General features: G+C 72.4%; 21 protein-coding genes. 12 read left to right on the top strand and 9 right to left on the bottom strand.

The window, feature by feature from the left end; translation table 11 throughout:
* Nucleotides 1-22: 22 nt before the first annotated feature.
* Complete coding sequence (locus HS048_RS19445) at nucleotides 23-805, bottom strand: SGNH/GDSL hydrolase family protein (protein WP_068900627.1); 783 nt, start codon at nucleotides 803-805, stop codon at nucleotides 23-25.
* A gap of 190 nt (nucleotides 806-995) precedes the next feature.
* Complete coding sequence (locus HS048_RS19440) at nucleotides 996-2,615, bottom strand: FAD-dependent monooxygenase (protein ID WP_196468140.1); 1,620 nt, start codon at nucleotides 2,613-2,615, stop codon at nucleotides 996-998.
* Between the two features lie 181 nt (nucleotides 2,616-2,796).
* Here HS048_RS19440 and HS048_RS19435 point away from each other — a divergent pair, with 181 nt between their 5' ends.
* Both HS048_RS19435 and HS048_RS19430 read left to right on the top strand, forming a co-directional pair.
* Nucleotides 2,797-4,359, top strand: coding sequence for a CocE/NonD family hydrolase (locus HS048_RS19435; RefSeq protein ID WP_307832560.1), 1,563 nt, complete (start codon nucleotides 2,797-2,799; stop codon nucleotides 4,357-4,359).
* A gap of 109 nt (nucleotides 4,360-4,468) precedes the next feature.
* Entirely contained in the window at nucleotides 4,469-5,068 is a 600-nt protein-coding gene (locus tag HS048_RS19430) for a TetR/AcrR family transcriptional regulator (RefSeq protein WP_068900622.1), read from the top strand.
* A 122-nt stretch (nucleotides 5,069-5,190) separates the two neighbouring features.
* On the opposite strand, the gene HS048_RS19425 is transcribed toward HS048_RS19430, so the two are convergent.
* From HS048_RS19425 to HS048_RS19395, 7 genes are all read right to left on the bottom strand, one after another.
* Nucleotides 5,191-6,267: a histidinol-phosphate transaminase gene (locus HS048_RS19425; protein WP_196468136.1), complete on the bottom strand. Its 1,077-nt coding sequence runs from the start codon at nucleotides 6,265-6,267 to the stop codon at nucleotides 5,191-5,193.
* 75 nt (nucleotides 6,268-6,342) lie between these two features.
* Nucleotides 6,343-7,173 (bottom strand): alpha/beta fold hydrolase, encoded by an 831-nt coding sequence (locus HS048_RS19420; RefSeq protein WP_196468134.1) that lies wholly within the window; start codon nucleotides 7,171-7,173, stop codon nucleotides 6,343-6,345.
* Between the two features lie 77 nt (nucleotides 7,174-7,250).
* A complete protein-coding gene (gene asnB / locus HS048_RS19415) occupies nucleotides 7,251-9,095 on the bottom strand; it encodes an asparagine synthase (glutamine-hydrolyzing) (protein WP_068900617.1) in 1,845 nt (614 codons plus the stop codon).
* A 19-nt stretch (nucleotides 9,096-9,114) separates the two neighbouring features.
* Entirely contained in the window at nucleotides 9,115-9,522 is a 408-nt protein-coding gene (locus HS048_RS19410; protein WP_196468132.1) for an ester cyclase, read from the bottom strand.
* Between the two features lie 65 nt (nucleotides 9,523-9,587).
* Nucleotides 9,588-10,817, bottom strand: coding sequence for an acyl-CoA dehydrogenase family protein (locus HS048_RS19405; protein ID WP_196468130.1), 1,230 nt, complete (start codon nucleotides 10,815-10,817; stop codon nucleotides 9,588-9,590).
* 23 nt (nucleotides 10,818-10,840) lie between these two features.
* Nucleotides 10,841-11,683, bottom strand: a complete 843-nt coding sequence (locus tag HS048_RS19400; RefSeq protein ID WP_196468128.1) for an SAM-dependent methyltransferase — start codon at nucleotides 11,681-11,683, stop codon at nucleotides 10,841-10,843.
* Nucleotides 11,684-11,801: 118 nt separating this feature from the next.
* Nucleotides 11,802-12,188, bottom strand: a complete 387-nt coding sequence (locus HS048_RS19395; RefSeq protein ID WP_196468126.1) for a DUF2867 domain-containing protein — start codon at nucleotides 12,186-12,188, stop codon at nucleotides 11,802-11,804.
* A gap of 601 nt (nucleotides 12,189-12,789) precedes the next feature.
* Here HS048_RS19395 and HS048_RS19390 point away from each other — a divergent pair.
* From HS048_RS19390 to HS048_RS19345, 10 genes are all read left to right on the top strand, one after another.
* Entirely contained in the window at nucleotides 12,790-12,969 is a 180-nt protein-coding gene (locus HS048_RS19390) for a thiocillin/thiostrepton family thiazolyl peptide (RefSeq protein WP_068900607.1), read from the top strand.
* A 317-nt stretch (nucleotides 12,970-13,286) separates the two neighbouring features.
* Complete coding sequence (locus HS048_RS19385; protein ID WP_307832559.1) at nucleotides 13,287-14,123, top strand: alpha/beta fold hydrolase; 837 nt, start codon at nucleotides 13,287-13,289, stop codon at nucleotides 14,121-14,123.
* On the top strand, nucleotides 14,116-16,767 hold the full coding sequence (locus tag HS048_RS19380) for a lantibiotic dehydratase (protein WP_196468122.1): 2,652 nt from the start codon (nucleotides 14,116-14,118) through the stop codon (nucleotides 16,765-16,767). The genes HS048_RS19385 and HS048_RS19380 overlap by 8 nt, the downstream gene beginning before the upstream one ends.
* A complete protein-coding gene (locus HS048_RS19375) occupies nucleotides 16,764-17,762 on the top strand; it encodes a lantibiotic dehydratase C-terminal domain-containing protein (protein WP_196468114.1) in 999 nt (332 codons plus the stop codon). Before HS048_RS19380 ends, HS048_RS19375 begins: the two co-directional genes overlap by 4 nt.
* An 11-nt stretch (nucleotides 17,763-17,773) precedes the next feature.
* Nucleotides 17,774-18,877 (top strand): lantibiotic dehydratase C-terminal domain-containing protein, encoded by a 1,104-nt coding sequence (locus HS048_RS19370; RefSeq protein ID WP_196468112.1) that lies wholly within the window; start codon nucleotides 17,774-17,776, stop codon nucleotides 18,875-18,877.
* Nucleotides 18,874-20,553 carry a SagB family peptide dehydrogenase gene (locus tag HS048_RS19365; protein WP_196468110.1) on the top strand — a complete coding sequence of 560 codons (1,680 nt, stop codon included), beginning with the start codon at nucleotides 18,874-18,876 and terminating at the stop codon, nucleotides 20,551-20,553. The genes HS048_RS19370 and HS048_RS19365 overlap by 4 nt, the downstream gene beginning before the upstream one ends.
* Nucleotides 20,550-22,307: a hypothetical protein gene (locus HS048_RS19360; protein WP_196468108.1), complete on the top strand. Its 1,758-nt coding sequence runs from the start codon at nucleotides 20,550-20,552 to the stop codon at nucleotides 22,305-22,307. Before HS048_RS19365 ends, HS048_RS19360 begins: the two co-directional genes overlap by 4 nt.
* Nucleotides 22,304-24,292, top strand: a complete 1,989-nt coding sequence (locus HS048_RS19355; RefSeq protein WP_196468106.1) for a TOMM precursor leader peptide-binding protein — start codon at nucleotides 22,304-22,306, stop codon at nucleotides 24,290-24,292. The genes HS048_RS19360 and HS048_RS19355 overlap by 4 nt, the downstream gene beginning before the upstream one ends.
* Nucleotides 24,270-25,622: a cytochrome P450 gene (locus HS048_RS19350; RefSeq protein WP_196468104.1), complete on the top strand. Its 1,353-nt coding sequence runs from the start codon at nucleotides 24,270-24,272 to the stop codon at nucleotides 25,620-25,622. Before HS048_RS19355 ends, HS048_RS19350 begins: the two co-directional genes overlap by 23 nt.
* The gene (locus HS048_RS19345; RefSeq protein ID WP_230881938.1) at nucleotides 25,598-26,902 is read left to right on the top strand and encodes a class I adenylate-forming enzyme family protein; all 1,305 of its coding nucleotides are present in this window, start codon (nucleotides 25,598-25,600) and stop codon (nucleotides 26,900-26,902) included. The genes HS048_RS19350 and HS048_RS19345 overlap by 25 nt, the downstream gene beginning before the upstream one ends.
* Nucleotides 26,903-26,917: the final 15 nt, after the last annotated feature.

Here is a 26,917-nt window from a genome sequence, read left to right as displayed (position 1 = left end):
CATGCCCGCAAGAGTACCGGCGTCAGCCGTGGTCAGGCAACATCATCGACACGGGAGCGAGCTCGGGTCGCTTGGCGCCCAGACCGTCGCCGGAGGAGCGGCCCTGCAGGCGGCGGTTGACCCACGGGGCCAGGAACATGCGGGCCCAGCGCAGGTCCTCCTTGCGCGCCTCGGCCCACACCGACGGGCCCAGCGGCGGGTACGGCTCGCGCCAGTCCTCCTCGGCGGGCAGGCCGAGGGCCTCGGCGGCGCGCAGCGCGATCCTGCGGTGGCCGTCGGCCGACAGGTGGAGGCGGTCCTCGCTCCAGGCGCGGCGGTCGCGGAGCACGCCCATGGCCCACAGGTCCACGAGGGTGCAGCCGTGCCGGGTGGCGATGTCGTGGATGTGCAGGTTGTAGACGGCGATCTTGTGGTGGACCAGGCGCATCACCGGGACCTGGCGCAGGTCGAAGCCGGTGAAGAGCAGCACCCGGGCCCCGGTGGCGCGCAGTCTGCCCACGGCGGCGTCGAGCTGGGCGGCGATCGCGTCGGGGTCGCCGCCGGGGCGCAGGATGTCGTTGCCTCCGGCGCAGAGCGAGACCAGGTCCGGCGCCAGGGCCTCGGCCTGGGGCACCTGCTCGTCGGCGATGCGGCCGATCAGGCGGCCCCGGACGGCCAGGTTGGCGTAGCGGAACCCCGGCTCGCGGGCCGCCAGCAGTTCGGCCAGCCGGTCGGCCCAGCCCCGGTAGCGGTCGCCGCCGAGGTGGTCGTTCAAGCCCTCGGTGAAGCTGTCCCCAAGAGCGACATACGAGGTTATTGATGACATGTCGCAGTAGTTTGCCGCGCCCTCCGCTCCCTACGCGACCGTAGGCGCCCGGCCCGCCGCCACCGGCGTCGACCGGCCCGGGCAGCGGCGCCCACCGTGCCCAGCGCGCCCGTACGGCGCCGGACGGGTCGCGCCCACCGTGTCCGGGCGGCGTCAGCCGGACGGATCGCCCCGCCCCGTCCGGGCGGCGTCAGCCGGGCGGCCCGCCCAGCCGTACGCCCAGGTCGTCCGCGGCGTCCCGCGGGTCACGGCCCCGGTAGCCCACGTGGCGGTCGGGCCGGATGACGTAGACCGATCCCGGCTCCGCGGCGTAGCGGCGGTGCAGCAGGCCGTCCGGGTCGGACAGGTCGCCCGTGCCGTCCGGGGCGACCACTCGTGCGACCAGGCGCGGGCCGTACCGGCCCTCCAGTTCCCGCGCCGCGCGCAGCAGCGGCTCGGCCGGGGAGCCCGCGGTGAAGAGCAGGGCGGTGTGGTGCGTGCCGCGCAGCACCTCGTGGAGCCGGTGCACGCCCTCGCCCAGGACCGGGGCGTCCCAGGCCCGGCCGCCCGGGCCGGGCCCTCCGTGCCACCGTCCGGCCTGGCCGCAGATCGGGCTGCCCGGGTAACCGACCCTCAGCTGGGAGATGGCGCCCACGAGCGCGCGCCGGGCCGACGGGCGCTCCAGCACCGCGGGGGCCAGGTGCCGGAGCAGGTGCCGCCGCACGAACCTGGCGGTGGCGGAGGCCGCGACCGCCAGTCCGAAGGCCCGGTCGGTGGTGCGCAGCAGCGCGGCTCCCACCGGGTGGCGCTCGGCGTGGTAGGTGTCGAGCAGGCCGTCCGGCGCTCCGGCCGCGGCCAGGGCGAGTTTCCAGGCGAGGTTGTAGGCGTCCTGGACGCCGGTGTTCATGCCCTGGCCTCCCGCCGGGCTGTGGATGTGGGCCGCGTCCCCGGCCAGGAACGCCTGCCCGGACCGGTAGCGGCGCACCCCGCGGCGGTGCAGGCGGTAGCGGGAGACCCAGTTCGCCTCGATGATCCTGGCGGGGACCGGGAGCCGCTCGTCCAGGAGCCGCTGGAAGTCCGCCAGAGCGGGGTCCCCGTGGCCGGGCGGGACGTCGCCGAAGACGCGGAAGCGGCGCTCGCCCGGCATGGACCAGGCGGCGAGGATGCCGCTGTCCTCGAAGAGCGGGCCGCCGCCGGGGAAGAGGTAGAGCTCGCCGTCCGGAAGTTCCCAGTCCAGCCGGGCGTCGGCCATGATGAACTCCCGGCCGTAGGTCACGCCCTCGAAGGCGATCCCCGCCTGCTCCCGGACCGTGCTGTGCGCGCCGTCGCAGCCGGCGATCCAGCGGGCGGCGGCCCGCTCCACCCGCCGGTCCGCGTGGCGCAGCAGGGCGACCACCCCGCCGCCGTCCCCGTCCCCGGTCTGCCGGTAGGACTCCAGGGCGACGCCGCGCTCGACCTGCACGCCCAGGCCGGCCAGGTGCCGGGTGAGCAGCGACTCGGTCCGGTCCTGGGGCAGCATCAGCGGCCGCGGATAGGCGGTGTCCAGCTCGGGCGAGCCCGACAGGTCCGCGTCGAAGCGGAGCCGCACCGGCCGGGGGCCGGGGAACACCGCGGTGAAGGCGTCGACCTCCCGGCCCTCGGCCAGCGCCTCCGCCGCGACCCCCATGTCGTCGAAGACCTCCAGCGTGCGCGGCTGGACGACGAGCGCCCGCGAGGTCGGCGGGGGTTCGGGGGCGCGCTCGACCACGCGCGGCGCCAGGCCGTGGCGGGCCAGCTCGGCCGCCAGGGTGAGGCCGGTGGGGCCCGCGCCGATCACCAGGACGTCGGTCATGGGACCAGCATGATTCATCAAGCGATGAAATAAAAGCACCCGGCATGTCTTGCCGGTTCGCGCACTCAGGCGCGAGCTTTGTTCTATTACCAGCGGGTAAGAAACCGGATGAGGAGGACATATGGTTACGACGTGGCCGAGTTGGCCGGGCCGGTCCGCCAGGCCTCAGACCGCGCACCGGGTGGCGGTCCAGCGTGACCTCCCGGTCCCGATGCCGGACGGGGTGGTCCTGCTCGCCGACCGCTACGTCCCCCGGGGAGCCGTCCGGCCGCCCACCATCCTGATCCGCTCGCCGTACGGCAGGCGCGGGATGTTCGGGCTCATGTACGGCCGGGCCTTCGCCCGGCGGGGCTTCCAGGTGGTCATGCAGAGCTGCCGGGGGAGCTTCGGCTCCGGCGGCCTGCCGAACCCGCTCGACGAGCACGACGACGGACTGGCCACCCTCGCCTGGTTGCGCGGGCAGCCCTGGTACGGCGGGAGCCTGGCGATGCACGGCCCCTCCTACCTCGGTTACGCCCAGTGGGCGATCGCCGCGGAGGCCGGGCCCGACCTGAAGGCCATGGCCACCTCGGTGACCGCCTCGCAGTTCCGCGACGCCGCCTACGTGGGCGGGGCGTTCGCGCTGGAGTCGTCGCTGATCTGGACCACGCTGACCGCCTCGATCGACAGCCCCTTCGGCGCGCTGACGGCTCCGCGCAGGACCCGGCGGGCCGCGCTGTCGGGGCGCCCGCTGGCGGAGCTGGACGTGCTGTCGGCGGGCCGGGCCGTGCCCTTCTTCCAGGATCTGCTGACCCACCACGCCGACCCGGCCGCCTACTGGGGCAGGCGCGACTTCTCCGCCTCGGTGGGCGAGGTGGAGGCCGCGGTCACCATGGTCGGCGGCTGGTACGACGTCTTCCTGCCCTGGCAGGTGAAGGACTACCTGGCGATGCGGGCCGCCGGGCGACGGCCGCAGCTGACCATCGGCCCGTGGTACCACGCGGACGTGCGGCAGACCCGGGCGGCCAACGCCGACGCGCTGTCCTGGTTCCGGGCCCACCTCATGGGAGACCTGTCGGGCCTGCGGGAGCAGCCGGTCCGGCTCTTCGTCACCGGCGCGGACGAGTGGCGCGACCACCCCGACTGGCCGGTGCCGGGCATGCGCCCGCAGCGCTGGCACCTGCGGCCCGGCGGCGGGCTGGACCCGGGCGGCCCGGAGGACTCCGGGCCGGACCGCTACCGCTACGACCCGGCGCACCCCACCCCGGCGCTGGGCGGCCCGGTGCTGCTGGGCAACTCCGAACCGCGCGACAACCGGCGCCTGGAGGCCCGGCGCGACGTGCTCGTCTACACCGGCCCCGAGCTGCGCGAGGACACCGAGATGATCGGCCCCGTCTCCGCCGAGCTGTACCTGCGCTCCAGCACCGGGCACACCGACGTCGTGGTCCGGGTCTGCGACGTGCACCCCGGCGGCGCGTCCTACAACGTGTGCGAGGGGGTGCGGCGGCTCACCCCGGGCGACCCGGTGCCCGACGCCGACGGCGTCCGCCGGGTCGAGGTGGACCTGTGGCCGATCGGCCACCGCTTCCGCCGCGGCCACCGCATCCGCGTGCACGTGGCGAGCGGCGCCTACCCCCGCGTCGCCCGCAACCTCGGCACCGGCGACCCCCTGGGCACCGGCAGCGCCATGGTCATCGCCGACCAGGAGGTCTTCCACGACCCGTCCCGCCCCTCGGCGGTCGTCCTGCCCCTCGTCCCCCGCTGAACCGCGTCCCTCCCGCCGGCCGCGATAATGCCGAAGATCGGTGAACGGAAACGGTGAGGTGGAAGTGGGACATGGGCCCGGCACGTCCTCCCCCGCGGCGAGGACGTGCATGAGTGACAGGATCTACCAGGGGATGACACCCGAGGAGCGACTGGCCGACCGCCGGGAGCGACTGATCGACGCGGGTTTCGCCCTGTACGGCACGCTGGGTTTCACCAACACCACGATCGAGAAACTGTGCACGATCGCACGGATCTCCAACCGCGCGTTCTATGAGTGCTTCGCCACTCGCGAGGAACTGCTGGAGGTCATCTACCACCGGTGCGTGGAACAGAGCGTGCAGGTGGCCTCCCAGGCCGCTGCGCAGGCACCGAGGACTCTGGAAGGAGTCCTCGAGGCCGGGATCGAGGCCTACATCCGCTTCATCACCGACGATCCACGCCGGGCCCAGATCATGTACGTCGAACGGGCCCGGGCGAGTGCGGCCTACCTGGCGGGGACGGTGCAGATGAACGCGGCGGCGTTCTTCCAGGTCACCGGGGCGGACCTCGACCTGCCGGACACGGTCGACCCCGGTATGGCCGCGCGCGGTCTCAACGGCGCGATGGAATCCATCCTGCTGGAGTGGGTGACAGCCGAGGATCCCTTCCCGATCGAGCAGGTGATCGCGTCGGTCAAGCACGTCTTCCTCCGAGCGTTGACCGCGTGACGGCGCAGAGGCGACGGCCCGTGCGGCGGCGGCCCTACGGCGTAGCCGGTGCGGTTCCACCATGAGCCGGGGACCGCGGGTGGGACCGGGAATGAGAGGCCCCGGCCCGTCCCACAGGTGGATCAGCGGGAGCGCCGGTACTCCTCGGCCGCCGCCAGGAACACGTCATTGGCCTTCCGCTCGCCGATCGTCACCCGTACACCGTCACCGGGGAAGATCCGGACGTTGACATCGTGTGCCGCGCAGACTTCGGCGAAACCGGCGGACTCCTCTCCCAACCCCAGCCAGAGGAAGTTCGTCTCACTCGGCGGGACCGGCCAGCCGGCGCCGAGCAGCGCGCTCCGGACGCGATCCCGCTCTCTCACGGTTCGTTCGACCCGGGCGGTCAGTTCGTCCTGTGCGCGCAGCGACGCGGACGCCGCCACCTGCGCCAGCTGGTTGACGCAGTACGGCAGGCGGAGCATACGCACTCCGGCGGCGATCGCCGGGTCGGCCACCAGGTATCCGACCCGGAGCCCGGCGAGTCCGAAGGCCTTGCTGAAGGTCCGGACCACCACCACGTCGGGGCGCCCCCGCTGGAGGCGGAGTCCGTCGGGAGAGTCGGTGTCCCTGACGTACTCCCGGTACGCCTCGTCCAGCACCACCAGGCAACCGTCGGGCACGGCGTCGAGGAAGTCCTCGAGCTCGGCGCGCTTCACCGTCGTGCCCGTGGGGCTGTTGGGGTTGCAGACGACGATCAGGCGGGTCCGGGGCGTGATCGCGGCGGCCATCCCCGGCAGATCGTGCCGCTCGCCGCGGAGCGGTACGGCCACCGCCTTCAGCCCCGCGAGCTCCGCCAACATCGGATACGCCTCGAACGAGCGCCACGCGTAGAGCGCCTCCGCGCCCGGCTCGCCGACCATCTCGAACAGCAACTGGAGCACGCCGACCGACCCGCAGCCCACCACCACCTGGTCGCTTCCGACCCGCAGCCATGCGGCGATGTCGTTCGCGAGTCCACCGGCCGCCGCGTCGGGGTAGCGATTGACCCGTCCGACCGCCGCCGCCATCGCCTCGGCCACCGACGGCAGCGGCGCGAACGGCGACTCGTTGTTCGCGAGCGGGTGGGAGGTGTCCGTCGGAGTGCTGGTCAGGGATTCCGGCCGGCGCTCGCTCAGGTCTGCGAGAGTCGCCCGCAGGTGCGGTCGTAGCACGCTCATTGTCGCTCCTCGGTGGACGAAGGTGCACACGATGGGCCCGCCCTCCGGGACGGGCGCCGAAACGGCGGAGCGGTCTCAACGCCCGGAGTCGCCGATCAGGGTGAGGGCGCTCTCGATGAACGCGGTGGTGTCCGCGATCGCGCGCTCCTTCTCCACGTCGTGGAAGATCCCGTGCGGCACACCCGGGTAGATGCGCTCGGTGAGATAGGCCCCGCGTATCCTCTCGATTCCCGCTCTGCTCTCCTCGAGCCGGGCCAGCATGTCGGCGTCGCCGTGCAGCCACAGGACGGGCAGGAAGAGCAGGCTTCCTCCCCTGTCGATCCGCTCCAGCGACGCGGCGATCGCCTCCAGCGTCCTCCGCACGAAGGCGCCGTGCCAGATCAGCGGATCTTCGTTGTAACGCCGTGCCTCCTGGGGATCCCTCGACATCACCGCTCCCACGTCCAGCGGCATCTCGGGGATCTCTTCGAAGGCCAGCAGCGATGTCGCCGTGCTCCAGGCGCCGAGTACCGGAGCGACCAGGACGAGTGCCGAGAGGTCGTCGGCGTGACGCTGCGCGTAGCGGGTCGCGACCGTCCCGCCGACGGAATGGCCGATCATGACCACCGGGCGGCCGGGATGGTCGGCGCGTGCCTGTCCCACCGCCGCGCGGAGGTCGGCGACGACCTCCTCGTAATCCTCCACGAGTGCGGGCCTGCCGCCCGACAGACCGCTGCCCATGTGATCCGGCGCGTAGACGGCGGCGCCGTGCTTGACCAGAGCGTTCGCCACATGGCCGTACCGCCCGGCGTGGTCGGCGTATCCGTGGACGAAGACGGCGACGTACGCCGGGGACGGATGCGGCCACACATGCAGGTGGATCGGCTGGCGGACGCCGTCGAACCGTCGGCCTGTCTCCTGGGCCATGTTCCTCACTCCGATTTCGTGTGCTCCTCGTGCGGATCCCGGGCAGCCCCGCGTCAGGTGACGTCTTCGCCGCGGCCTCACTCCCCGAGTTCCACCCGGTAGTCCCGCATCCAGTCGTTGATCCTGATCAGCGATTCGAATCCGACGCGCAGAAAGCGCAATCCCTCCGGTGACGCCTGCCGCACCGCGGCGAACGCCTGCTGCGCGCTCTTCGTGTCCATGAGTGCGCGCACGGGGGCTCCGCGGTCCTCCATGATCTCGCTCAGCCGGCCTTTGAGCATCTGGTCGTAGTCCGGGTCGGTGATCATCGGGTAGGGCGCCTTCCTCCTGGCCAGGATGAACTCCGGGAGATCAGAGGCCATGGCCGCGCGCAGGAGGCTCTTCTCCCGTCCGTCGAAGGCCTTCATCGGCCACGGGACGTTGAAGAGGTACTCCACCAGGGAGTGGTCGCAGAACGGTACCCGTACCTCCAGTCCGACGGCCATGCTCATGCGGTCCTTGCGTTCCAGGAGCATGGGCAGGAAACGGGTGAGGAAGAGATGGCCGACCCTGCGCATGCGCCGTTCCGGCTCCGGTTCCCCGGGGAGGGAGGGGACGGCGGCCACCGCTTCCGCGTAACAGGCCGCACGGTACTCGTCCAGTGCGAGGCGTTCGGGCAGGGACGGGTCGAGGAACGAGGGTCCCTGCGGCACGCTGACATCGCCCGTGTACATCCAGGGAAACGTCTGCGCGCGGGTGGTCGCCTCGTCGTGGAACCACGGGTACCCGCCGAAGAGCTCGTCGGCGCCCTCACCGGACAGCGCGACGGTGGAGCGCTGCCGGACCGCTTTGAACAGCAGGTACAGGGACGTGTCCATGTCGGCCAGGCCCTGCGGCAGATCACGGGCGCGGAGCACCGCGGCCCTCGTCGCGGGATCGGACAGCAGCCGCGCGTCCAGGGTGATGGTCTCGTGGGCGGCACCGATCTGGGAGGCCAGTTTCGTCGCGTAGTCGGCGTCGTCGATCGGTCCGGGCCCGGCGGCCGGGGCGGGTCCGGTGAAGCCGACCGAGAAGCAGTTGAGGGCCGGCTCCCCCCGCGCCCGCATCGCGTCCGCGGCGAACACCGCCACGGAGCTGGAGTCCAGGCCGCCCGAGAGCAGTGAGCACAGCGGAACGTCCGCGACGGTCTGGGAGGCGACCGCGGTCCGCAGCAGTCCGCGGACCCGGTCGATGGTGGTGTGCAGGTCCTCGGTGTGCGGGCGGGCTTCCAGCTCCCAGTAGGCGGTCTCGCCGGTCCGCTCGCGTGAGACCCGGACGATGTGCCCGGGGCGGACCTGGAACATGCCCTTGAAGATCGCGTGTCCTGGTGTGCCCGCCCACGTCATGAGCTCCCGCAGGCCGGAGGCGTCGAGGCGGGCCCGTGCCTCGGGATGGGCCAGGATGGCCTTCGGCTCGGATCCGAAGAGCACGCCGTCCGCGGTGGGGTAGTAGTAGAGCGGCTTGATCCCCAGCCGGTCGCGGACCAGTAACAGTTCCTCGCGGCGGGCGTCCCAGAGGGCGAAGGCGAACATGCCGCTCAGCCGCCGGGCGAAGCCGGCCCCCCATTCCAGATAGGCGCGGAGCACCACCTCGGTGTCGCTGCGGGTCCGGAACCGGTGCCCTGCGGAGTGCAGTTCCCGTCGGAGCCGGTCGAAGTCGTACACTTCTCCGCTGTAGGAGACGGCCGCCGCGACGTGTCCGTCCTCGTCCGCGACCATCGGTTGCGCGCCGCCGGCCGGGTCGATGACGGCCAGTCTCCGGTGCCCCAGAGCGACGTGCCGGCCGTACCAGGTGCCCGCGGCGTCCGGACCGCGGCACGCCATGGTCTCCGTCATCGCCTCCACGGCCGAGCGCTGGGTTCGAGGGTCGCGTTCGAACGCGACCCAGCCTGTGATCCCGCACATGTCTTCCCCAAAATCTCGTCTACGCCGGAAGAGCACCGAGCTGCCGGTGCAGGCCGAGCAGGTCCATCTGGTCCCAGTGCCGGGCGAACAGGCCGTCTTCGACGAGGAAGATGTCGATGAGGCCGACGGAGAACCGCTCGCCGGAAGGCGGGATGCCGAGGATCGTGCCGACCTGCCGGCCGCTGAAGGTCATGCGTGCGACGACCTTGTCCCCCTCGACGACGAGGTCGTCGAGGGTCAGCCGCAGATCCTCCACCGACGCCGCCCAGCGCCGGACCGCCGCCCGCATGCCCTCGATGCCGCGCTCGACCGCCGGGTTCGGGTGCCGGTAGTCCGGATGCAGGCAGTGGTCCAGGTGCTTCGGTTCTCCTTCGTTGTACGCGGCCAGGAAATGCTCCATGAGGCGCAGCGCGCTTTCTCTGTTCAATGGGGTCCCCTTGTGCCCGAGGTCGAGGTGGAGCCGGTTCCGTTCGCAGGCGGTGGAACCGGTCGTCATCCGTCGCGGGGAGCCGGCTCGGCGAGCCTGCTCATCCGGGGAGGGTTCGCCGGGGCGGCCTCGATCCCGAACGCCGTCGCGGCGATGAGGTCACACGCGTCGGAGTTGCCGTACGGGTGCATGGTCCCGGCCCGCACGTCTCTGTGCGCACGCTCGTACGGGGAGCCGGGACGCAGCGCCGGCGTGCCCATCACCCTGATCACGCGGTCGACCACCTCCACGGCGTTGTTGGTTCCGACGATCTTCGTCAGCACGACGCGGGACATGCCTTGCTGGATGCTCATCGAACTCCACAGGGCGTTCCCCATCACCTCGCGCGCCGTCCGCTCGATGAGGGCGCGGGACGTCTCGACCAACGCCTCGCACTCGCTGACCGCCACCTGCACGTAAGGGCGGTTCTCCCAGCCGCGGCTCAGGACGTCCTGCACGCACTGCTCCAGGGCCCCCACGGCGACTCCGAGGTAGACCGCGGCGAAGGTGGGCATGGCCCAGCCCCACACGGTCTGCAGGAGCGAGCCGTCCAGCGAGCCCACGGGGAAGCTCAGCAGGACGTCGTCCTCGGCCACCATGACGTCGCGGAGTTCGATGTTCTCGCTGCGGGTCGCCCGCAGTGCGGAGGAGTTCCAGGTGCCCTCCAGCACGCGGACGCCGGGAGCGTCGGCGGGGACGCGGAAGACGAGGACGTGCGGGCCGCCGGGGTGTTCCCGGTACACGGCCATCGACGTCATGTGGGTCATGACCGCCGAGCCCGTCCCGAAGGTCTTGTCCCCCGTGACCAGGTAGCCTCCCTCGGTCTTGCGCGCTTTGGCACCGGTACTGCGCACCAGGGCGTGCCCCGGCTCGGCGGTGGCCCCCATCAGGATCACCTTGCCGTCGGCGATGTCGCCGAGTGTCCGCCGGGCTCGTTCGTCGCCGGTGGTGCGCCAGTTCCTGGCGAGCTGGCCGGCCATCGACAGGTGCATGTTCACGGTCAGCGCCGTGGAGGCGCATCCCGAGGCCAGCGCCTCCTGTGTCGCGGCCATGTCGGTGAGGTCGCCGCCGAGTCCGCCGAGTTCTTCGGGAACCGTCAGCCTCAGGTACCCCGCGTCCCGCAGTTCGTCGATGTTGCGGTGGGGGAACTCGGCGTTCCCGTCGTACTCCGCGGCCCGCTCGCGGAAGACCGCGGCCAGTTCGGCCGCCATGGCCACATGCCGTTCCCGGGTCGGCGAGGTGTTGAGTGGTCGCATACCGGCTCTCCGTCCGTGGGGTGTCAGGATGCTGTCGGGGTGTCGAGGAGATCAGCGGATACGAGCCAGGTGCGTGCGGCCCCCGGCGTCCCGCGCGGCGGTGTCCTAGGGATCATGCGTCCCGCCGACTCCGGCAGATCGCACGGTTCGAATACGGCGGCACGCCAGCCCCAGCCGGCCAGCCAGGACTCGGGGTCGTTCACCCCGGACCGCCAGGGGCGCCCTTCGTCGCGCATCTTCTGCAGCCAGTCCTGCATCCACGGGGCGTGGTAGAGGTCGGTGTTCACCTGCTCCAGACCCAAGGCGCTGCCTGGTGCGGACAGCTCGGTGACCTGGCCGACGACGGTGTCGGCCTGCTGCTCGCCGAGGTAGTAGAGGACGCCTTCGACCAGCCATGCCGTGGGAAGCGCGGAGGAGAATCCCGCGCGCAGGAGTTCCCTGGGCCAATCGGCGGTGAGGTCTGCGGCGACGGGGACGCGGCGGCACCGTTCGGCGGCCGGACGGTGCCGGGCGAGGAACTCCGTCTTCTGCTCGACGGCCTCGGGCAGGTCCAGTTCGTAGAGGACGGTGTCCGGACGCCACGGCAGCCGGAACGCGCGTCCGTCCATGCCCGCGGCCAGGATGACGACCTGCCGGATGGTGCCGGAGGCCGCGGTGCGGACCAGGTAGTCGTCGAAGAACTTGGTCCGCAGCGCGAGGACGTCGAAGCGGGCGGCCGGTCTGGTCCGGAGTTCCTCGTACAGTTCCGGTTCGGTGCGCCGGATGAACTCGACCGCGACCGGGTCCTCGAACATCCGGTCGGGTCTGAGCGACTCGCAGGCTCTCGCGCATGCGATCCAGTGTCCGGTTTCGGTCAGGCTCGACATCGCGCTCTTTCTCGTGTCCGGTTTCGGTCAGGCTCGACATCGCGCTCTTTCTCGTGTCCGGTTCCGCCGGCGGAGGCGGGGCCGGGGCCTGCCCGGCCGGTCACCGTTCCGGAGACGTTCACGCCCTGTGCCCGGCCGCCTCCAGGGCCTTGGTCAGCCCGCGCCGGAGGGACTCGTGCAGAATCCGGGTCTGGTTGTGGCGGAGCTGGTTCCAGTAGGCGTCACCGGCCTGGTTCCTCGTACGGAGCACGACACCGATGAACGCCGTTTCGCCGGCGACGATGAAGGACATCCGATGGTCCAGGAGCTTGTCCGTGTCACCGAGGAACACCTCGTGGCCGTCCGCCTCGAACACCTCGTAGGGGCCGAGCCTGCCTCCCTGCTCGGGCAGCGGCTGCTCCCGCCCGCTGCGCATCGTGTTGGGCTTGACCCCCAAGGGGCGGAGCAGCACCCCCTGCATTCGGATCCACAGGTCGACCAGCCAGAAGGCCCGTTCCGGGGTCATGCTCGGCTGCTCCATGGCCGATCGGGCGAGCTCGCGGGCGCCGACTCCCCCGCCCGGCGGTATCACGGCTTTCGCCGCCTCCGCGTGCGTGTACTCTCCGGCGTCGCGGAAACGTGCGAGAGCAGAGTCCCCCGGAATGGGACATGTTCTTATTTCCATGTGGAACCCCGTTTAAATCCAATGCGCGGCCGGCGGCCACGTGCCTGATTCGGGATGCAGTCGACACTGTAGGTCAACCTCTGCCAGATCTGTAGTCAATGTCCAGCTGCTGGGACAATCCCGCAGGATCTCCGATCGGCGCAAGACATGGCCGTGTGATCCATGTCACACTCGATTCGCTATTGAAGATCTCCGGCGCGTGTGCGTATGGTCGAAAAGTCCGGGTGATAGGCGCTCAGTTGATTCAAGGAACAACGGGTACCAGCCGGCTCACGGAGCAGCGGGAGTACGAATCCCATTAATCCCTGGACCGATCAGAATTCATTTTCTGGACCCAAGTCCGCTGTCGTTCGTCACCGGACGCGGACCCGCATTCGCGCGGTCAGAACAGGTGTGGGCGCGACAGGCGCGGCCACAGTCACCGAAAGGGTGAGGTAAGGGTATGAGCACTGCCACCAGCCAGAGCATCGGAGTCGAGAGCCTGACCGGCCTGGACGTCGACATGCTGGAGATCAGCGACTACATCGACGAGACCCTGCTCGACACGGCCGACCTGACCGTGACGATGGTCTCCTCGGCTTCCTGCACCACCTGCATCTGCACCTGCAGCTGCAGCTCCTGAGGTAGCAGCAGGCGCGGGGGCGAGCCTCGCCGTCCGGACCTGCCCGCGCTAATCGGGCAGGTCCGGTGTCCGGCCCGGTCGGCCCCGCGCCTGCGCGGTGCGTGATCCGATTTCTCCCGGCCGGCCGACACCGGCCATCGGACACTTCCCGCAAGCACAGTATGCCTGACCTGAAGGCATGTGCACCGGCGGCCCCGCTGCGGCATTCCGGCATCCGGTCTGCGCGTCGAAAGCCGATGGGACCGCCGGTGACGGCCCGCAGAGCGATCGGGCCGACGCGACGACCGCCAGCATCGCCTGATAAGCGATAAATCGCCATGCCATTTTTTATGCGCACTCCGGCCATCCGCATCCGGCTATTCGGTCTTCCCTTACGAAGGAAGGATTGGTATCGACGCGTGCGAACCATAATTCTGGTCCACGGTCTCATGGGCACCGAGGATGTTCACTATGCGGGATGCCGGCGATGGTGGAGCCGCCCGGTCGTGGAAGTGCGGCTTCCCGGGCACGGGGACGAACCGGGAGTTCCCGAGCATCCGGCCGCTTCAGCGATTTCCCGCGTCAGAAAGTCTATTACCGATCAGCCGGCACCCCCCGTCGTCGTGGGGCTCTCCTATCTGGGCGCCGCCGTGGCGTTTCATGCCGCGCGAAACGAACCGGGCGCGGTGGCCGGAGTCGTCATGGCGGGATACTCCTTCCTGGTCTCCCCCGACATGCTGACCCGCTGGCTGCAGGGCTTCACCGGCATGGCGGCCCGCCAGCGGCGGGCCCGCGACCATTTCGCCGACCTGCACGGCCGGCAGTGGGAGGACCTGCTCACCGCCACCTTCGACGAACTCGCCGACGGCTGCCTGAGCCTGCCCGGCCTCGACGATCTCCGGCGATTCGACGCCCCCCTCCAGCTGGTCAACGGCGCGCTGCTGCAGAACGAGCGCAGGGCGATCGAGCCGGCGGCGGCTTCGGGCGCCGACGTGACCGTGATCGCCGGAGCCGGACACGTCGTACCGGTGGACGCACCGCGGATGTTCACCGCAGCCGTCGAGGACTTCTCCGACCGCATCGACACCGAGTGCACCGTCTTTCACGAGCGGCGGCGCGCCGCGGCCCGGAGATCGTCCACCGACGCGTCCGTCGAGGAGGACGCCCGTGTCTGATCCAGGGATCGGCATCGCCGGATACGGCATCGCGCGCGTCTGCTCGCAACCGGTCAGCGTGGTGACCCGGCTCTCCGCCCCCAAGCTGGCCCGCCTCTGCGATGAGCTCACCGACCTGCGACGCGACTGGCGGGACCGGGCCCCGCAGGTGGCCGACGGGCTCACCGCCGTGGTCCCGCTGCTGGGCGACCGTTTCCAGCGCCGGGAAGTCCTCGCGCTGAGACGGCGGCTGCACCGCGCGGCGGACGTGTCCGCGGCCGAGATCGACGCGGTTCTCCACCGCCCCGGTATGCCGGCCGTGCCCGGCGCTGCGGAACTGGGTGCGCTGGCCGCCCTCCGCGACGACCTGGCCCGCCGGCTGGAGGACGAGTACGGAGCCGCCCTCGACGCGGAGCAACGGGTGCTCGCCTCCCTGGTGCGCGACGGCTCCCTGAGGGCGGGAGCCCAGCTGAGCGCCGACGGCCTGCTGCACAACATGGATCGCTACGCCGACGCCGTGGCCGGCGGGAACGCGCGCGACAAGCGTGCCCGGGCGACCGAGTCGACCCTGGTCAACCTGGTGGCACGGAGCGCGCTCAAACCGTCTCCCTTCGGGAGGCTGGTTCACACCCACCCGATCGTCTTCGAGGACCGGAGCGCGTCCGGACAGGCTCCCCCCCTGCCCGGCAGCACGGTCGCGCACCGCTCGGTCTGCCGTCTCCCCCGCCAGCTCGTGAACTGGGTCGAGCGCTGCCTCGCGGACCATCCCGGCCTCCGCTCCGCCGCCGTCCTGCGCCGGGCTCCCGTCGCGGGCTCCTCGGACAAGGGCGTCGTCTTCCTGGTCCGGGGCCGTGACGGCACCCACGAACCCGCCGCCAGGGAGCGGCTGGTCCGCATTCCGCCCGCTCCCGCCGTCGCGGAACTCCTCACGCTGCAGGCGGACGTCCCCGTCCCCGAGCGGGAGCTGCTGGCGAGGTTCGCCGCGCTTCCCGGGGAGAGCACCCGATCGGCCCGGTCCCGGCTGGACGCACTCATCGAGCGGGGTGTCCTCGCCCGCGACCTGGGCGTAGGCGAGCAGGCCGCCCATCCGATCGCGCGGCTGACCGAACTGCTCCCTCCGGACTGCGAACCCCGGCTCAGGGAGTGCGCGACCGGGCTGGCCGCCGCCGAGTCCGCGTTCGAGAAAGCCGGCATAGACCGACGGCAGGAACTCATCGCCCGGATCCAGCGGCATGTCACCGACCTCGCCGACCTGTGCGGCGTCCCCACGCCACCGATCGAAGCGGCCAGAACGCTCATCTACGAGGACACCGTGGTGGCCGCCCCCCGGCCGCAGGACGGTGACCGATGGCGGCGGCACCTGCCGGCGCTGTCGCACTGGCACCGGCTGCTTCCGATCTTCGACGACGGCGCCCACGTACGGACGATCATCGCCGACCTGGTCCGGGAGGCGTTCGGCCCCGGCCCCCACCGCCTCCTCTCCCTGTTCACGGCGCTCTCCTCCGCCAAACTGCAGGAGCTGATCGCGCAGCGGCTCACCGACCTCTCCGCCCCGGTGCCGGCGCGGCTCCGGGACCTGCAGAACTCGGTGTTCGACCTGGCCGACGCCGGCGACGGCGTCGAATCGGTCGTCGACCCGCGGCGCGCGGCGGAGATCGCCGAGGATCTCCCGCCCTGGATCCCCCGATGGCCCAGGGTGAGCTGGCACGTCCAGCACCACACGTCGGCCGGTGAGGACCTGCTGGTCGTCAACGGGGGCGCGATCGGCTTCGGACGCGCCATCTCGAGGTTCCTGCCCGCCTATGCCGCGGTCGGCGACCAGGGGTTCACCGAGCTGGTCAAGCGGGAGATCGGCGGCGGCGACCTCGAATCGGCGCCCCTCACCGACCTCTCAGCCGTCCTCGGCATCAACGCCAACGTCCATCCCCCGCTCCTGGGCGCCCACCTGCGCTATCCCTGCTCCACCCCCGAGGAGTGGGGCGGCGGCCGCGGGATCTCCCTGGAGGACTGCTGGGCCGAGGTCGACGCGGGCTCGGGGCGGCTCCTGCTCCGCAACGGCAGGGACGGCCACCCGATGCGGTTCGTACCGCTGAACTTCCTGCTCAACGAGCTCGCCCCCCGGTTCTACCAGTTCCTCGGCTTCTTCAGTCTCGGCGGCATGGCCAACCTCGCGTGGTGGGACAGGGTCGACCAGCGCCGCGGCCCCTCGGACGGGGTGCGCCGGTATCCGCGCGTCCGGTCGGGGAACCTGATCCTGGCCCGCCGCACCTGGAAGGTGCCCGCGCAGCTGCTTCCGGACCTCACCGACCGGAGCGGCGCCTCCTCCTTCCGGGAGGTACGGCGGTGGCGGGACTCCCTGGGGCTGCCGGAGCGCGTCTTCTACCGGGGATTCACCCTGCCCGATCCGCTGGTCCCCATGTCGGAGGAGGAGCAGCACACCTGGACCAGGACGCTCGCCAGGTTCCCGACCTCCGCCGAGCGCAAGCCCACCTTCGTCGACTTCACCAGCGTCACCAGCGTCCGCGCCTGGCAGCGCACGCTGCGCCGCGGCCAGGGCCACATGACGTTCCAGGAATGCCTGCCGACGGTCGACGACGCCCCGCGGGAGCACGACGACCGTTTCACCCAGGAGTTCGTGATCGAGACGACCGAGGAGGACCGGTGAGCACGACGATCGGCACGGTCTGGTTGTCCTGCCATGTCTTCTACCACGGCGACACGGATCCGCTGCTGACGGATCTCCTCCTGCCCATGGTCGACGGGCTGCGCCAGGACGGACGCGTGCGACGCCACTTCTACCTGCGCCACTGGGAACGCGGCCCGCACGTCCGGCTCCGGCTGGAGGTGCGGCCGGAGCACCGCGACGAGGTCCGCAGCGAGGTCGAGCGCAGGATCCGCGATCATCTGCGGCGTGCTCCGGGCCCCGCCGACACCGACCCGGTGCGGCTGCGGGAGGCGCTTCACCACCTCAGCGAACTGGAGCACGGAACCGCCTCCGACGAGGAACTGCGCACACCCGAGCCGCCGAACACGGTCCGCTGGATCCGATACGAGCCCGAACTGGCCAAGTACGGAGGAGCGGAGGGCATGGAGATCGCCGAGGACGTCTTCCACGCCAGTTCGCTGCTGGCGGGGCAGGTGCTCCGGCTGGTCCGCAACGACCGGGCGCGCCTGGGGGTGTCCCTCCAGATGCTGCTGCTGGCCTCGCGGGCGCTGGGCCTCGGCGAAGAGGACCGGCTCGTCTTCCTGCGCTCCTACCACGAGCGCTGGGCCGGCTACGTGGCCGACGAACGGCTTCTGACCGCCTGGGACGAGCAGTACCGGCTCCAGCGCAGCACCTACACGTCGCTGATCGAGGACCTGGACGCGGGAAGACCCCTCGGCAAGGGGATCGGCGAGCGGTGGGAGCACGTGCTCGCCACGGCGATCGAACGCCTGCGCCCGCTTGTGGAGGCGGGGCGCACGTGGCCGGCCGAGGTCGACCGATCGGCGCCGCCCCTGGTCGCCCTGGCGACACTGACCAGCCAGTACCTGCACACGACCAGCAACCGGATGAACGTCCGCCCGCAGGGCGAGTGCTTCGTCGCCTACCTGGCCCATCGGGCGGCGCGGGAGCAGACGCAGTCCATCCCGGCGCAGCCCGGTGCCGCCCGCTCATGACAGGAAGCCCCATGTCGACTGATGACCGGAAAGACCTCACCGTCAACGTTCCGTGGTCGGTGCAGGAAGACCTCCTCCTTGACGTGATCGCACCCGCGCTCGACGAGTCCGTGGAACTCGGCGAGACGGCGTCGTGGTTCTACCTCCGCGAGAACCACGGGAACCGACCCTTTCTCCGGCTGCGCTTCGCGACCGGGAGCCCGTCGGTGGAACGCCGTCTCAAAGCGCGCATCCTGGAGCACCTGGGATCCGTCCAGCACGAGAACCTGTTCGAACACCAGCCGTACAACAAGGAACACGACTGGCTCGGCGGCGGTGCGGGACTGGGGCTGGCCGAATCCTTCTGGACCGAGACCACGCCGCTCGCCCTGCACACCCTGCGCGCCACCCGCGGCGACCGGACGCTCCGCCTCGCCGCCTCCTTCGACCTGCTCGTCTGCACCGGTGTGCTGCTCGCCCCCCGGCTGCCTCCGCCCATCGCGAAGTTCGGCCACAAGGCCGGCTACCTCTCCTACCTGGCGACGTTCGAGGGCTACATGCTGCTGATCCGGGATCCGGAGGGCACCCGGGCCAAGCACGCCCAGCGGTACGAGAAGAACCGGGACGTGCTCCGGCCCCGGCTCCGCGAGCTGATCGAGGCCATGCGGGACCCCGACGGCGACCTGGCCGATCTGCCGGAGACGGCCCGCGAGTGGGTGGTACGGCTGCGCGGGTACCTCCCGGCCATCCAGCAGGGATTCGACGAGGGCAGGTTTCATCTCTACGCCACCCCGCGGAAGGCGGAGAACGCCAAACTCGTCCCGTCTCCCGACGGCCTGTACCGCCGGCCGCAGGTCGAGTGGCTCGCGGACCTTCCCGAACCACCCGTCGCCGGTATCCACCGAGCCATCGCCGACAACAAGTTCTACCAGGGCATGATCCGCGAGGACCGGCGGTTCCTCGCCTCCCGGCTGGCTCAGGCGTACACGAACTGGCACCTGTTCCGGTTGGGCTTCCTGCTCGCCGACCGCTACACGCTCTTCTACCTGATCTCCCGCGCGTTCGAGGAGGAGTTCGGCCTCGACGCGGCGGAGATGATCCGATCGGTCCGCCCGGAGACCGGGGTCGCCGGATGACGGCCCTCGACACCGGCGCCCCGCCGTCCGGCGGCACGCCGCGGGCCGAACCGTTCGACGCCGCGCAGGTGGACGCCTTCGTGCACAGGCTCCGCGGCGGTTACGCGCAGGTCCACCCGGAGCACTGGCAGATCGACTGGAGGAGCATCCCCAGTCCCTTCCGCTGGTACGCCGACCTGCCCCGGATCGATCTCCCCCCGCTGTCGCGCGCCGCCGCGGCCGGCGGCACGGCCGCGGCGCGGGCGGTCGCGGCCGCGAGTCCGGCGGCGCGGCTCGGCGCGCTGCTCCAGGCCGCCTACGGGGTGACCGGCGTGCGGTGGTATCCCGAGGGGATCGCCAAGAGCAGTCCCGAAGAACCGACGCCGGTCCACCGCAACCCCCACTACCAGCTCCGCCGGGCCGTACCCTCCGGAGGGGTCACCTACCCGGCCGAGTGCTACCTGGCCACGGAGGGCATCGGGGGCATCGGGGGCACGGACGGCCTGGACGCCGGGCTGTACCACTACGACGCGGTACGCCACGCGCTGGCGGTGCTGTCCGCGGGGTCGCCTCCCGCAGGGCTCGCTCCCCCTCGGGGAGCCGTCCGCGTCGTCCTCACGCAGCCGCTCTGGAAGAACTACTTCAAGTACGGGGACTTCTCCTACCGGCTCGGTGCGATGGACACCGGAGCGGTCGTCGGCCAGTTCGCGCTCTGCGCCCGCTCCATGGGCCTGGCCTGCAGGGTGACCTTCAGCACCGACGAGCGGCTGCTGCTGGGCCTTTTAGGGCTGGACTCCGAGGAGGAGGCCGCCCCGGCCGTGCTCGACGTCACCGTGGGGGGCACCGGCCGCGGGCCGCGGCGGGCTTCCGCGGACGCCGCCGGAGCGCTCGCGGCCGGCCGGCCGCGCTGGCTGGGCGCCTCCACAGCCCCCGGCCCGGACACCGGCACCCGCCGCATGCACGCCGCCTGCCTGGCGGCCGGCCGGCCCGGACGGCCGATCGATCTCCCCCCCGTCGCGCTGGAGACATCGGAGGGGGACCCGGGGGTCGAGCTGCCCGCCGTACCCGCGCAGCCGCTCTCCGCGGCCGACTCCTGGACGCGGTCGGCGCTGGGAGAGCAGTTCCGCGGCACGCCGATCGCCCTCGGCGTCCTGTCCGGGTGGCTGACCGAGGCCCTCGCCCCGATGGACTGCGACGTCCCGGGAAACGAGAACCGCCTGTCCCATCCCCGCTGCGTGCTGCTCGTCCGGTCCGTGCCGGGAGTACCCACGGGAGCCTATCTGCCGGATCGGGACGGCAGGCGGCTCTCCCGTCTCGCCGAGGGGGACTTCGGCCCCCTGGTCCAGCGGAGCATGTTCGCGAACTACATGAACGTCGGGCAGGCCCCGCTGGTCGCCGTCATGGTCGGCGCGGCCGAACCGCACCGCGGCGCCGGAGGCCCGGTCGCCTACCGAGTGCAGCACCTGCTGGCGGGAGTCCTCGCCCAGCGGCTCTCGGTGTGCGCGGCCCGCGACGGCATGTCCGCCCACCCGGTGCTGGGCTTCGTCAGCGGTCTGCTCGACGACGCGATCGGGCTGGCCCCGCGACGCCTGACGTCCCTGCTGCTGGTCGCCGTGGGCGGTTACCGGCGGGGCCTGTACCTGGAGAACAGCCTGAACCCGTCCGCCAGGGCGGCGCGTACCGGAGGTGGGAGATGACGGGCACCCCGCTGCGCCTGCGTACCGACGCCTATTACGTCCCGGTGCCGGAGGGGGTGTGGATCCGCACCACGGACGGCTCGTTCACCCTGATCGGGAAGACGGTCGCGACCTGGGTGGAGAAGCTCGCCCCCCTGCTGGACCGCGGCGTCGTGCCCGAAGAGCTCCTCCGGGCCCTCCGCCCGGACCAGGCGGATTTCGTGGGCACGCTGCTGCGGACGCTGGAGCAGCGCAGGGTGCTGCTCCGGAGTCCCGCCGAGGACGTACCGGAGGACTCGCCGCTCGTCGGCGCCTTCCCCCAGCAGGTCGAGTTCCTGCGGCACTTCACCGTCGATCCCGCGGCGGGCCTCGAACGCGTCCGGGCGCACCCGCTGGCGGTGGTCGGCCCCGCCGACCGGGCCGGGCCGCTCGCCGCGGCGCTGGTGGAGACCGGTTTCGGTGACATCGCGATGCCGGACGCGGCCGCGGACACGGACACGGACCTGAGGGAACTCGCGGACGACCTGGCACGCCGGGCGGTTCCGGTGCACCTGTCCGGCGCGGAGGCCGGCCTCCGCGGCCGGACCCTCGTCGGGCTGTTCCCCGCGGGGGCCGAGGACGACGCCTGGCGCTTCCTGGCCCGCGCCGAGTCGACGGACGGCGCTGCCTGGGCAGGACTCGTCCGGGGTCAGGCGCTGCTGCTGAAAGGCCAGGTGCCGCGCTCGGGGCACGCGTGCGTGCGCTGCGCCTGGCGGCGGCTCGCACACCAGGCCGTGGACCTGCCTCCGGCGGACCGCCTCGGACACGTCCCGGTGTCGGTGGCCGCCGCCGTGATCGCGCAGGAGCTGTTCCGGCATGTCGCCGCGCGCGACGACGCGGTTCTGGGCGAGGGCGTGGTGGTCGATCTGACCCGGCTCAGCATCTGGCGTACGGAGATCGACCCGGACCCCGGCTGCCCCGGTCACGGAGTCCACGCCGGCTCGGCACATCCCGGGATCCCGCCGCGGCCTCCCCGCAGGACGGCGTTCCCCGACTCCGTCTTCGGCGCGCGGTGCTTCGGCCCGTTGCTGTCCTGCGCGCCGGAGCGGCTGCCGCAGTCCCCGCTCACGGCGCTGCGGGTGCGGTGCAACCCCCCCGGGCGCACCGAGCCGGTCGGTTCGGGCAGCGGCCCGGTCGTCGTGGCGGAGACGATGTCCGACGCCCGGGCCGAGGCCGCGCTCATCGCGGTCGAGTCTGCGCTCCCCGCGGCGGAGGGCACCGTCGTGGGAGCGGGCCGTGAGAGCGGTGAGGCGCTCGCCCGGGCCCTGCTCCGCTGGGCCGACACGGGACTGGCTGGCACGGGACTGGGCGACACGGCGCCGGGCGACACGGGACTGGGCGACACGGCACCGGAGGGCGTGCCCGCGACAGACCGGACCGCCCTCTCGGATCGGGCGCGCGGGCTCGCCGGACTGGCCGGGACCGACCACGCGCTGCGGAGCGAACGCCATCCGAGCGGCCTGTGGCGGGCCTGGACCGATCGCGACGTGATGCGCACCGGTTTCGATCCCGCGCAGGCGCAGGAGCGCGCCCTGATGGCCGCGCTGGCGCTGGAGCAGTTCGGGCCGGATGACGGCGCGCATGCCGTACCGGCGTGGACGGGAGCGGTCCCCGAGGAGGGGACCGTCCGGGACGTCGCCGCCGCGCTCGGCCTGAGGTGGTCCGTCGCCGCGTTGCCGCCCTTGGTCTCCGGTCGGCTGACAGGGGTCGTCCTGGCTCCCGGAGCAGGCAGGTGAGGGGGACGGCGGCGCAGGGGCGCCACGCTTCGGGCACCGCTTCAGGCACCGCTTCCGACATCCTGGTGGCGCGGTTGCGGCGGCTGGTGGGGGACGTCCTCGACGTCCGCGCCGCCGACGGTCTGGACGGAGCCGGGGACGGCCTGGACGGAGCCGGGGACGGCCGCCCGCTCGTCGTGGTCGACATGGACTGGGATGCCGACCTCTCTCGCCTCCCGCGGGCGGAGGGCCCGGTGCTGCCGGTGTACGGGCTGCGGGGCCGGGTGGTGATCGGCCCGGCGATGCTCCCCGGCCGGCCGGGATGCCCGCACTGCCTGGCGCTGCGGGTGCGGGCGGTGGACGGGCAGCCCCGGGGCGTCCAGGTGGGCCCGGCGGACCTGCGGCGCCTGTCCGCTCGGCGGGGCGGCTGGGGCGGCTGGCTGCCGCCCGGGGCGGAGCGTCTCACCGCCGCGATCGTGCGCGGTGAGGCGGAACGCCTCGCCGGCGGCGGGCGGGCGCGAAGCGCCGAGGCCGCCTTCGCCGTCGGATCCGGCGGGCTGAGCGGCGACTGGCATCCGGTGATCGCCCATGCGATGTGCGCCTCACCGCACTGCGCCGGCAACCGGCGGCCGCCTCCCCCGCCCGTCCCCGACCTGACCGGCCCGCTGCCCGCGACGGAGACGGGGTCGTCACGGCGGTTCCCCGCCTCCCGGTACGCCGGACGACTGGAGGAGGAGTACCTCGACTCCTGGTCGGGGATCGTCCGGTCCCCCAGCGTCGGGGACGGCACCGCCCTCCCCTCGGTACAGGTGCGGGTGCCGACGGCCTGGGGATTCGAGGAGATCGCGATCGGGCGCGCCGAGGACTACGCGACGGCGCGGCCCGCGGCGGTGCTGGAAGGGCTGGAGCGCTACGCCGGATGGCACTGCGGAGGCCGCGCCCCCGCGGTCTTCGCGGCGTTCGCGGACCTCGACGAGGCGGTCGACCCGCGGCTCCTCCTCCTGCACCCCGACGAGGCCTACCGCACCCCCGGGTTCCCCTACACCCCGTTCACCCCGGAGACCCCCACGGGATGGGCCGAGGCGTACTCCGCCCGCACCGGCCGCCGCACGCTGGTGCCGTTCCACGTCGCCTACTACGGCGCGGCCGAACGCCCCGAGACCGGCCCGCGGTTCGTCTACGAGAACTCCAACGGCTGCGCCCTGGGGTCCGGCACGGAGGAGGCCCTGATGGCGGCGCTGCTGGAGGTCGCCGAACGGGACGCCTTCCTGTGCGCCTGGTATTCGCAGACCCCGCTGCCCGAAATCGATCTCGACGCGCTGCCGGACGCGGCCGGGCGGGCCGTGCACGCCGTACGCCACCGCACCGGACGCGATCTCAGGGCGTTCTGGGCGGTCGGCGTGTTCGACGTGCCGGTGGTCCTCCTCGTGTCGACGTCGGATGATCCGGAACGGCCCGCGACGCTCGTCACGGCCGGTTCGGCGTTGACGAGGGAGCGGGCCCTCATCGGGGCCGCACACGAGATGGCCGCGTGCGCACCCGCGATCACGGCCGGCTACCGGCCGCGCCGCGCGGAACTGGAGCGGGCGCTGGAGGACCCGGACCTCGTGCGGCGGATGGAGGACCACGCTCTCGCCGGCGCCCTGCCCGGAGCCCGCCGGCGGTTCTCCTTCCTCCTCGACGAGGTCTTCCCGGAACCCCCGCCCGTCGCAGCCCTCCACGAACCGGTCGGTGACATCGCGGCCGACCTGGCGGCGATGCTCGCGGCGGCGGAGCGCCAGGGGCACGAGGTCCTCGTCGTCGACCACACCACCGGTGAGCTGGAGCGCCTGGGACTGCGCTGTGTCAAGGCGATCGTGCCCGGGACGGTGCCGATGACGTTCGGGCACCGCCACCGGCGGCCGCCGCCGGTGGAGACGCTCAACGCCTTCCGGGCCAGGAACGGCATGAGCCGGTACGGACTTTCCAGCGAGGAGGTACGGCATGAGCCACACCCGTTCCCCTGACGCGGGCGCATCCGCCGCAGGGACGGCCCTCCCGGACGGCTTGAGCGGGCTGCCCAACGGTCTGGGCTGGCTGGTCGCCGACCGGCACCTGGCGGTCCGGCTGCTCACCGGCGACCGGCTCGGCGTCCTGGAACCGGGTCCGGTGATGGCGGACCTCGCCGCGAGGCTGCCCGGTGAGGCGCGTCCGCTCGCGCGGGAGCTCACGTCCTTCGCCGAACGGATCATGCTGCAGGCCGGACCCGCCCGGCACGCGGAGCTGCGCAAGGCGTTCGGCGGGTTCTTCGACGCGGACGCGGTCAAGGCCGTCACCCCCTTCATGGGGAGCGCGGCCGAACAGGTCGTGCGCCCGTTCGCCGGCGCCGGAGGCGGTGAGTTCATGACCGCGGTGGCGTTCCCGTACGCGGTACGGGTGGGCGCCCGGCTCGTCGGCGTCACCGACGACGACTACCGGCGCCTGCACAAGCTCAGTCAGCAGGTCGCGCTCGTCGCGTACGCCGCCCGGCTCAAGGATCCGGAGGAGGCGGTCCGCGCGGGCCACGCCGCACTGGCCCGCGTCCGCGAGACCCTCGCCGCCGCGCGGCCGGCCGCCCCGCCCGGATCCGTGCTCGGTGAGTGGAACGCCGGGGCGATCGGGAACCTCTGCGACGCCGACATCGAGGCGAACGCCGTGATGCTCGTGCAGGCATCGCTGGAGACGGTCGCCGGGATGCTGGGGAACGCGGCGGTGCGCATCCTCGGCGCACCGGGAGCACTCGCCGACCCCGGACGTCTGGACGCGCTGCTCGACGACGCGCTGCGCGAGGAACCGCCGCTCAAAACCCTGGAACGCGTCGTCCGCGAACCGTTCACCGTCGACGGGCACGAGTTCCGCCGGGGGCAGGTGGTCTCGGTCAGAGTCGCGGACGCCAACCGGCTGGACGACGATCCGGTGGCCGGGCGGGCGCTGTTCTCCTTCGGCTGGGGCGCGTACCGCTGCCTCGGCGCCCGGCTCGCCCGCATACAGGCGCTGGAGCTCTTCGGAGCGCTGCACCGCGCGGCGCCGGACGCCGCCCTGGCCGGCGAGGAGGTGGAACGGGTCCGGCACATCCGGTTCGCCATGCCGCGCCGGCTCCGCGTGGTGTGCCCCCCGCCGAGGACGGACCGGGACGGGCTGACCCGGGCGCTGTGCGAGGCCCTCGACGAACACGACGCCGACCGGCCGCTGACCTCGCTGGAACGCGAGGTGGCGCTCGTCGTGCTGGCCGAGCGCGGCATGGCCGGACCCGAGGACCCGCGGGAACTGACGACCATCGGGGAGTGGGTGACATGGGCGACTTCGGCGCATGGCTGAAGGCCGCCGAGCCGACGCTGCGCACGTCCGCTGCGGCCGTGGTGACCGAACACGGACGATTCACCTGGTCCTCGCTGGTGGACCGGGCCCGCACGCTCGCGGCCGGGCTTCCCCCGGCCCCGTACGGATGGGTGATCCCTCCGGGCGGCGGTGAGCGCACCGTCGTCGGGCTCCTCGCGCTCGGCCTCATGGACCGCTCTCCGCGCTGGGTGCTCGGCGATCCCGCGACCTGGTCCGCATCGGGGCCGGGGACCACGGGCGGAGCGGAACCGGTGCCGGCCGGACCCCAGGCCGCCCCGCCCCCGCACGTCGACGGACCCACCTACGCGACCGCCACGTCGGGTACCACGGGCCGGCCGAAGCTGCTGTTCGGCAGGCCGCACTCGATGGCCGAGGCGGTGGAGCTCTACGTCGGGGGCATGCCCGAGTACGCCTCGGCCGAGGTGTTCGCGACCTGCTCCGCGATCGACTTCGCCGCCGCCTTCTACATGGTGGTCGCGCCGGCCATGTGGCTCGGCCGCGATCTCGTCCTGTTCCGGCCGAGCCGATGGCAGACGGCCGTCCCCGAACTCGCCGGCCGGCCGGGGATCTGCCTGGTGCCACCGGCGATCGCCGTTCTGGGCGCGCGCACGGCGGCTGCGCGGCGGACGTTCCGCGGGACCTGCTTCGTGCCGGCCGGAGGGGGGCTCACCCCCGGCCGGGCCGAGCGCATCACCGAGGGGTTCCCCGCGAGCACGTTCCTGACCATGCTCGGCTCCACCGAGACGGGACTGCTCACCGTCAGCCGCGAGGTGCGCGACGACGGCCACGTCGGACGGCCGCTGCCGGGTAAGCCGGTGTGGCTGGAGGACGCCGGCCCCGACGGGGTCGGCACGCTGTGGACGCGGGGACCCGACACCCGGTTCGCCGTGACCGGAGGCCGCCTGACGGCCCGGCGGGACGGTTCGGTCAGCACCGGCGACCTCGCCCGCCGCTCCGGCGACGGCGGCTACGTACTCGAAGGCCGCGCGGACGACCTGGTCAAGGTCGACGGCGTGAGCGTGTACCCGCGGGAGATCACGGCCGCCGTCCGCGCCCTGGAAGGCGTCGTGGACGCGTCGGTCTCGGTCGACCGCTCCGGACCGCTCGACCGGATCACCGTCGTCGCGGTCGGCGACGTCACCGAGGCGCAGGTCCGTGACGCCTGCCTGCGGCTTCCCACGCCCGTGACCCCGTACCGGGTGGTCCGCCGCCACGCCGAGGAGTCCGCGTACGACGAACGCGGCAAGGTGCTGCGTTGAAAGGAGCGTGACGGC

The organism is Planomonospora sp. ID91781, from assembly GCF_015711595.1.
Classification (GTDB): domain Bacteria; phylum Actinomycetota; class Actinomycetes; order Streptosporangiales; family Streptosporangiaceae; genus Planomonospora; species Planomonospora parontospora.
This window is presented reverse-complemented; position numbering and strand designations above follow the sequence as displayed.

Coding starts and splice junctions, on each gene's coding strand:
- HS048_RS19445 (WP_068900627.1), bottom strand. CDS start 805: ATGTCATCAATAACCTCGTATGTCGCTCTTGGGGACAGCTTCACCGAG.
- HS048_RS19440 (WP_196468140.1), bottom strand. CDS start 2,615: ATGACCGACGTCCTGGTGATCGGCGCGGGCCCCACCGGCCTCACCCTG.
- HS048_RS19430 (WP_068900622.1), top strand. CDS start 4,469: ATGAGTGACAGGATCTACCAGGGGATGACACCCGAGGAGCGACTGGCC.
- HS048_RS19425 (WP_196468136.1), bottom strand. CDS start 6,267: ATGAGCGTGCTACGACCGCACCTGCGGGCGACTCTCGCAGACCTGAGC.
- HS048_RS19420 (WP_196468134.1), bottom strand. CDS start 7,173: ATGGCCCAGGAGACAGGCCGACGGTTCGACGGCGTCCGCCAGCCGATC.
- asnB (WP_068900617.1), bottom strand. CDS start 9,095: ATGTGCGGGATCACAGGCTGGGTCGCGTTCGAACGCGACCCTCGAACC.
- HS048_RS19405 (WP_196468130.1), bottom strand. CDS start 10,817: ATGCGACCACTCAACACCTCGCCGACCCGGGAACGGCATGTGGCCATG.
- HS048_RS19400 (WP_196468128.1), bottom strand. CDS start 11,683: ATGTCGAGCCTGACCGAAACCGGACACTGGATCGCATGCGCGAGAGCC.
- HS048_RS19395 (WP_196468126.1), bottom strand. CDS start 12,188: ATGACCCCGGAACGGGCCTTCTGGCTGGTCGACCTGTGGATCCGAATG.
- HS048_RS19390 (WP_068900607.1), top strand. CDS start 12,790: ATGAGCACTGCCACCAGCCAGAGCATCGGAGTCGAGAGCCTGACCGGC.
- HS048_RS19385 (WP_307832559.1), top strand. CDS start 13,287: ATGCCATTTTTTATGCGCACTCCGGCCATCCGCATCCGGCTATTCGGT.
- HS048_RS19370 (WP_196468112.1), top strand. CDS start 17,774: ATGTCGACTGATGACCGGAAAGACCTCACCGTCAACGTTCCGTGGTCG.
- HS048_RS19365 (WP_196468110.1), top strand. CDS start 18,874: ATGACGGCCCTCGACACCGGCGCCCCGCCGTCCGGCGGCACGCCGCGG.
- HS048_RS19360 (WP_196468108.1), top strand. CDS start 20,550: ATGACGGGCACCCCGCTGCGCCTGCGTACCGACGCCTATTACGTCCCG.
- HS048_RS19350 (WP_196468104.1), top strand. CDS start 24,270: ATGAGCCACACCCGTTCCCCTGACGCGGGCGCATCCGCCGCAGGGACG.
- HS048_RS19345 (WP_230881938.1), top strand. CDS start 25,598: ATGGGCGACTTCGGCGCATGGCTGAAGGCCGCCGAGCCGACGCTGCGC.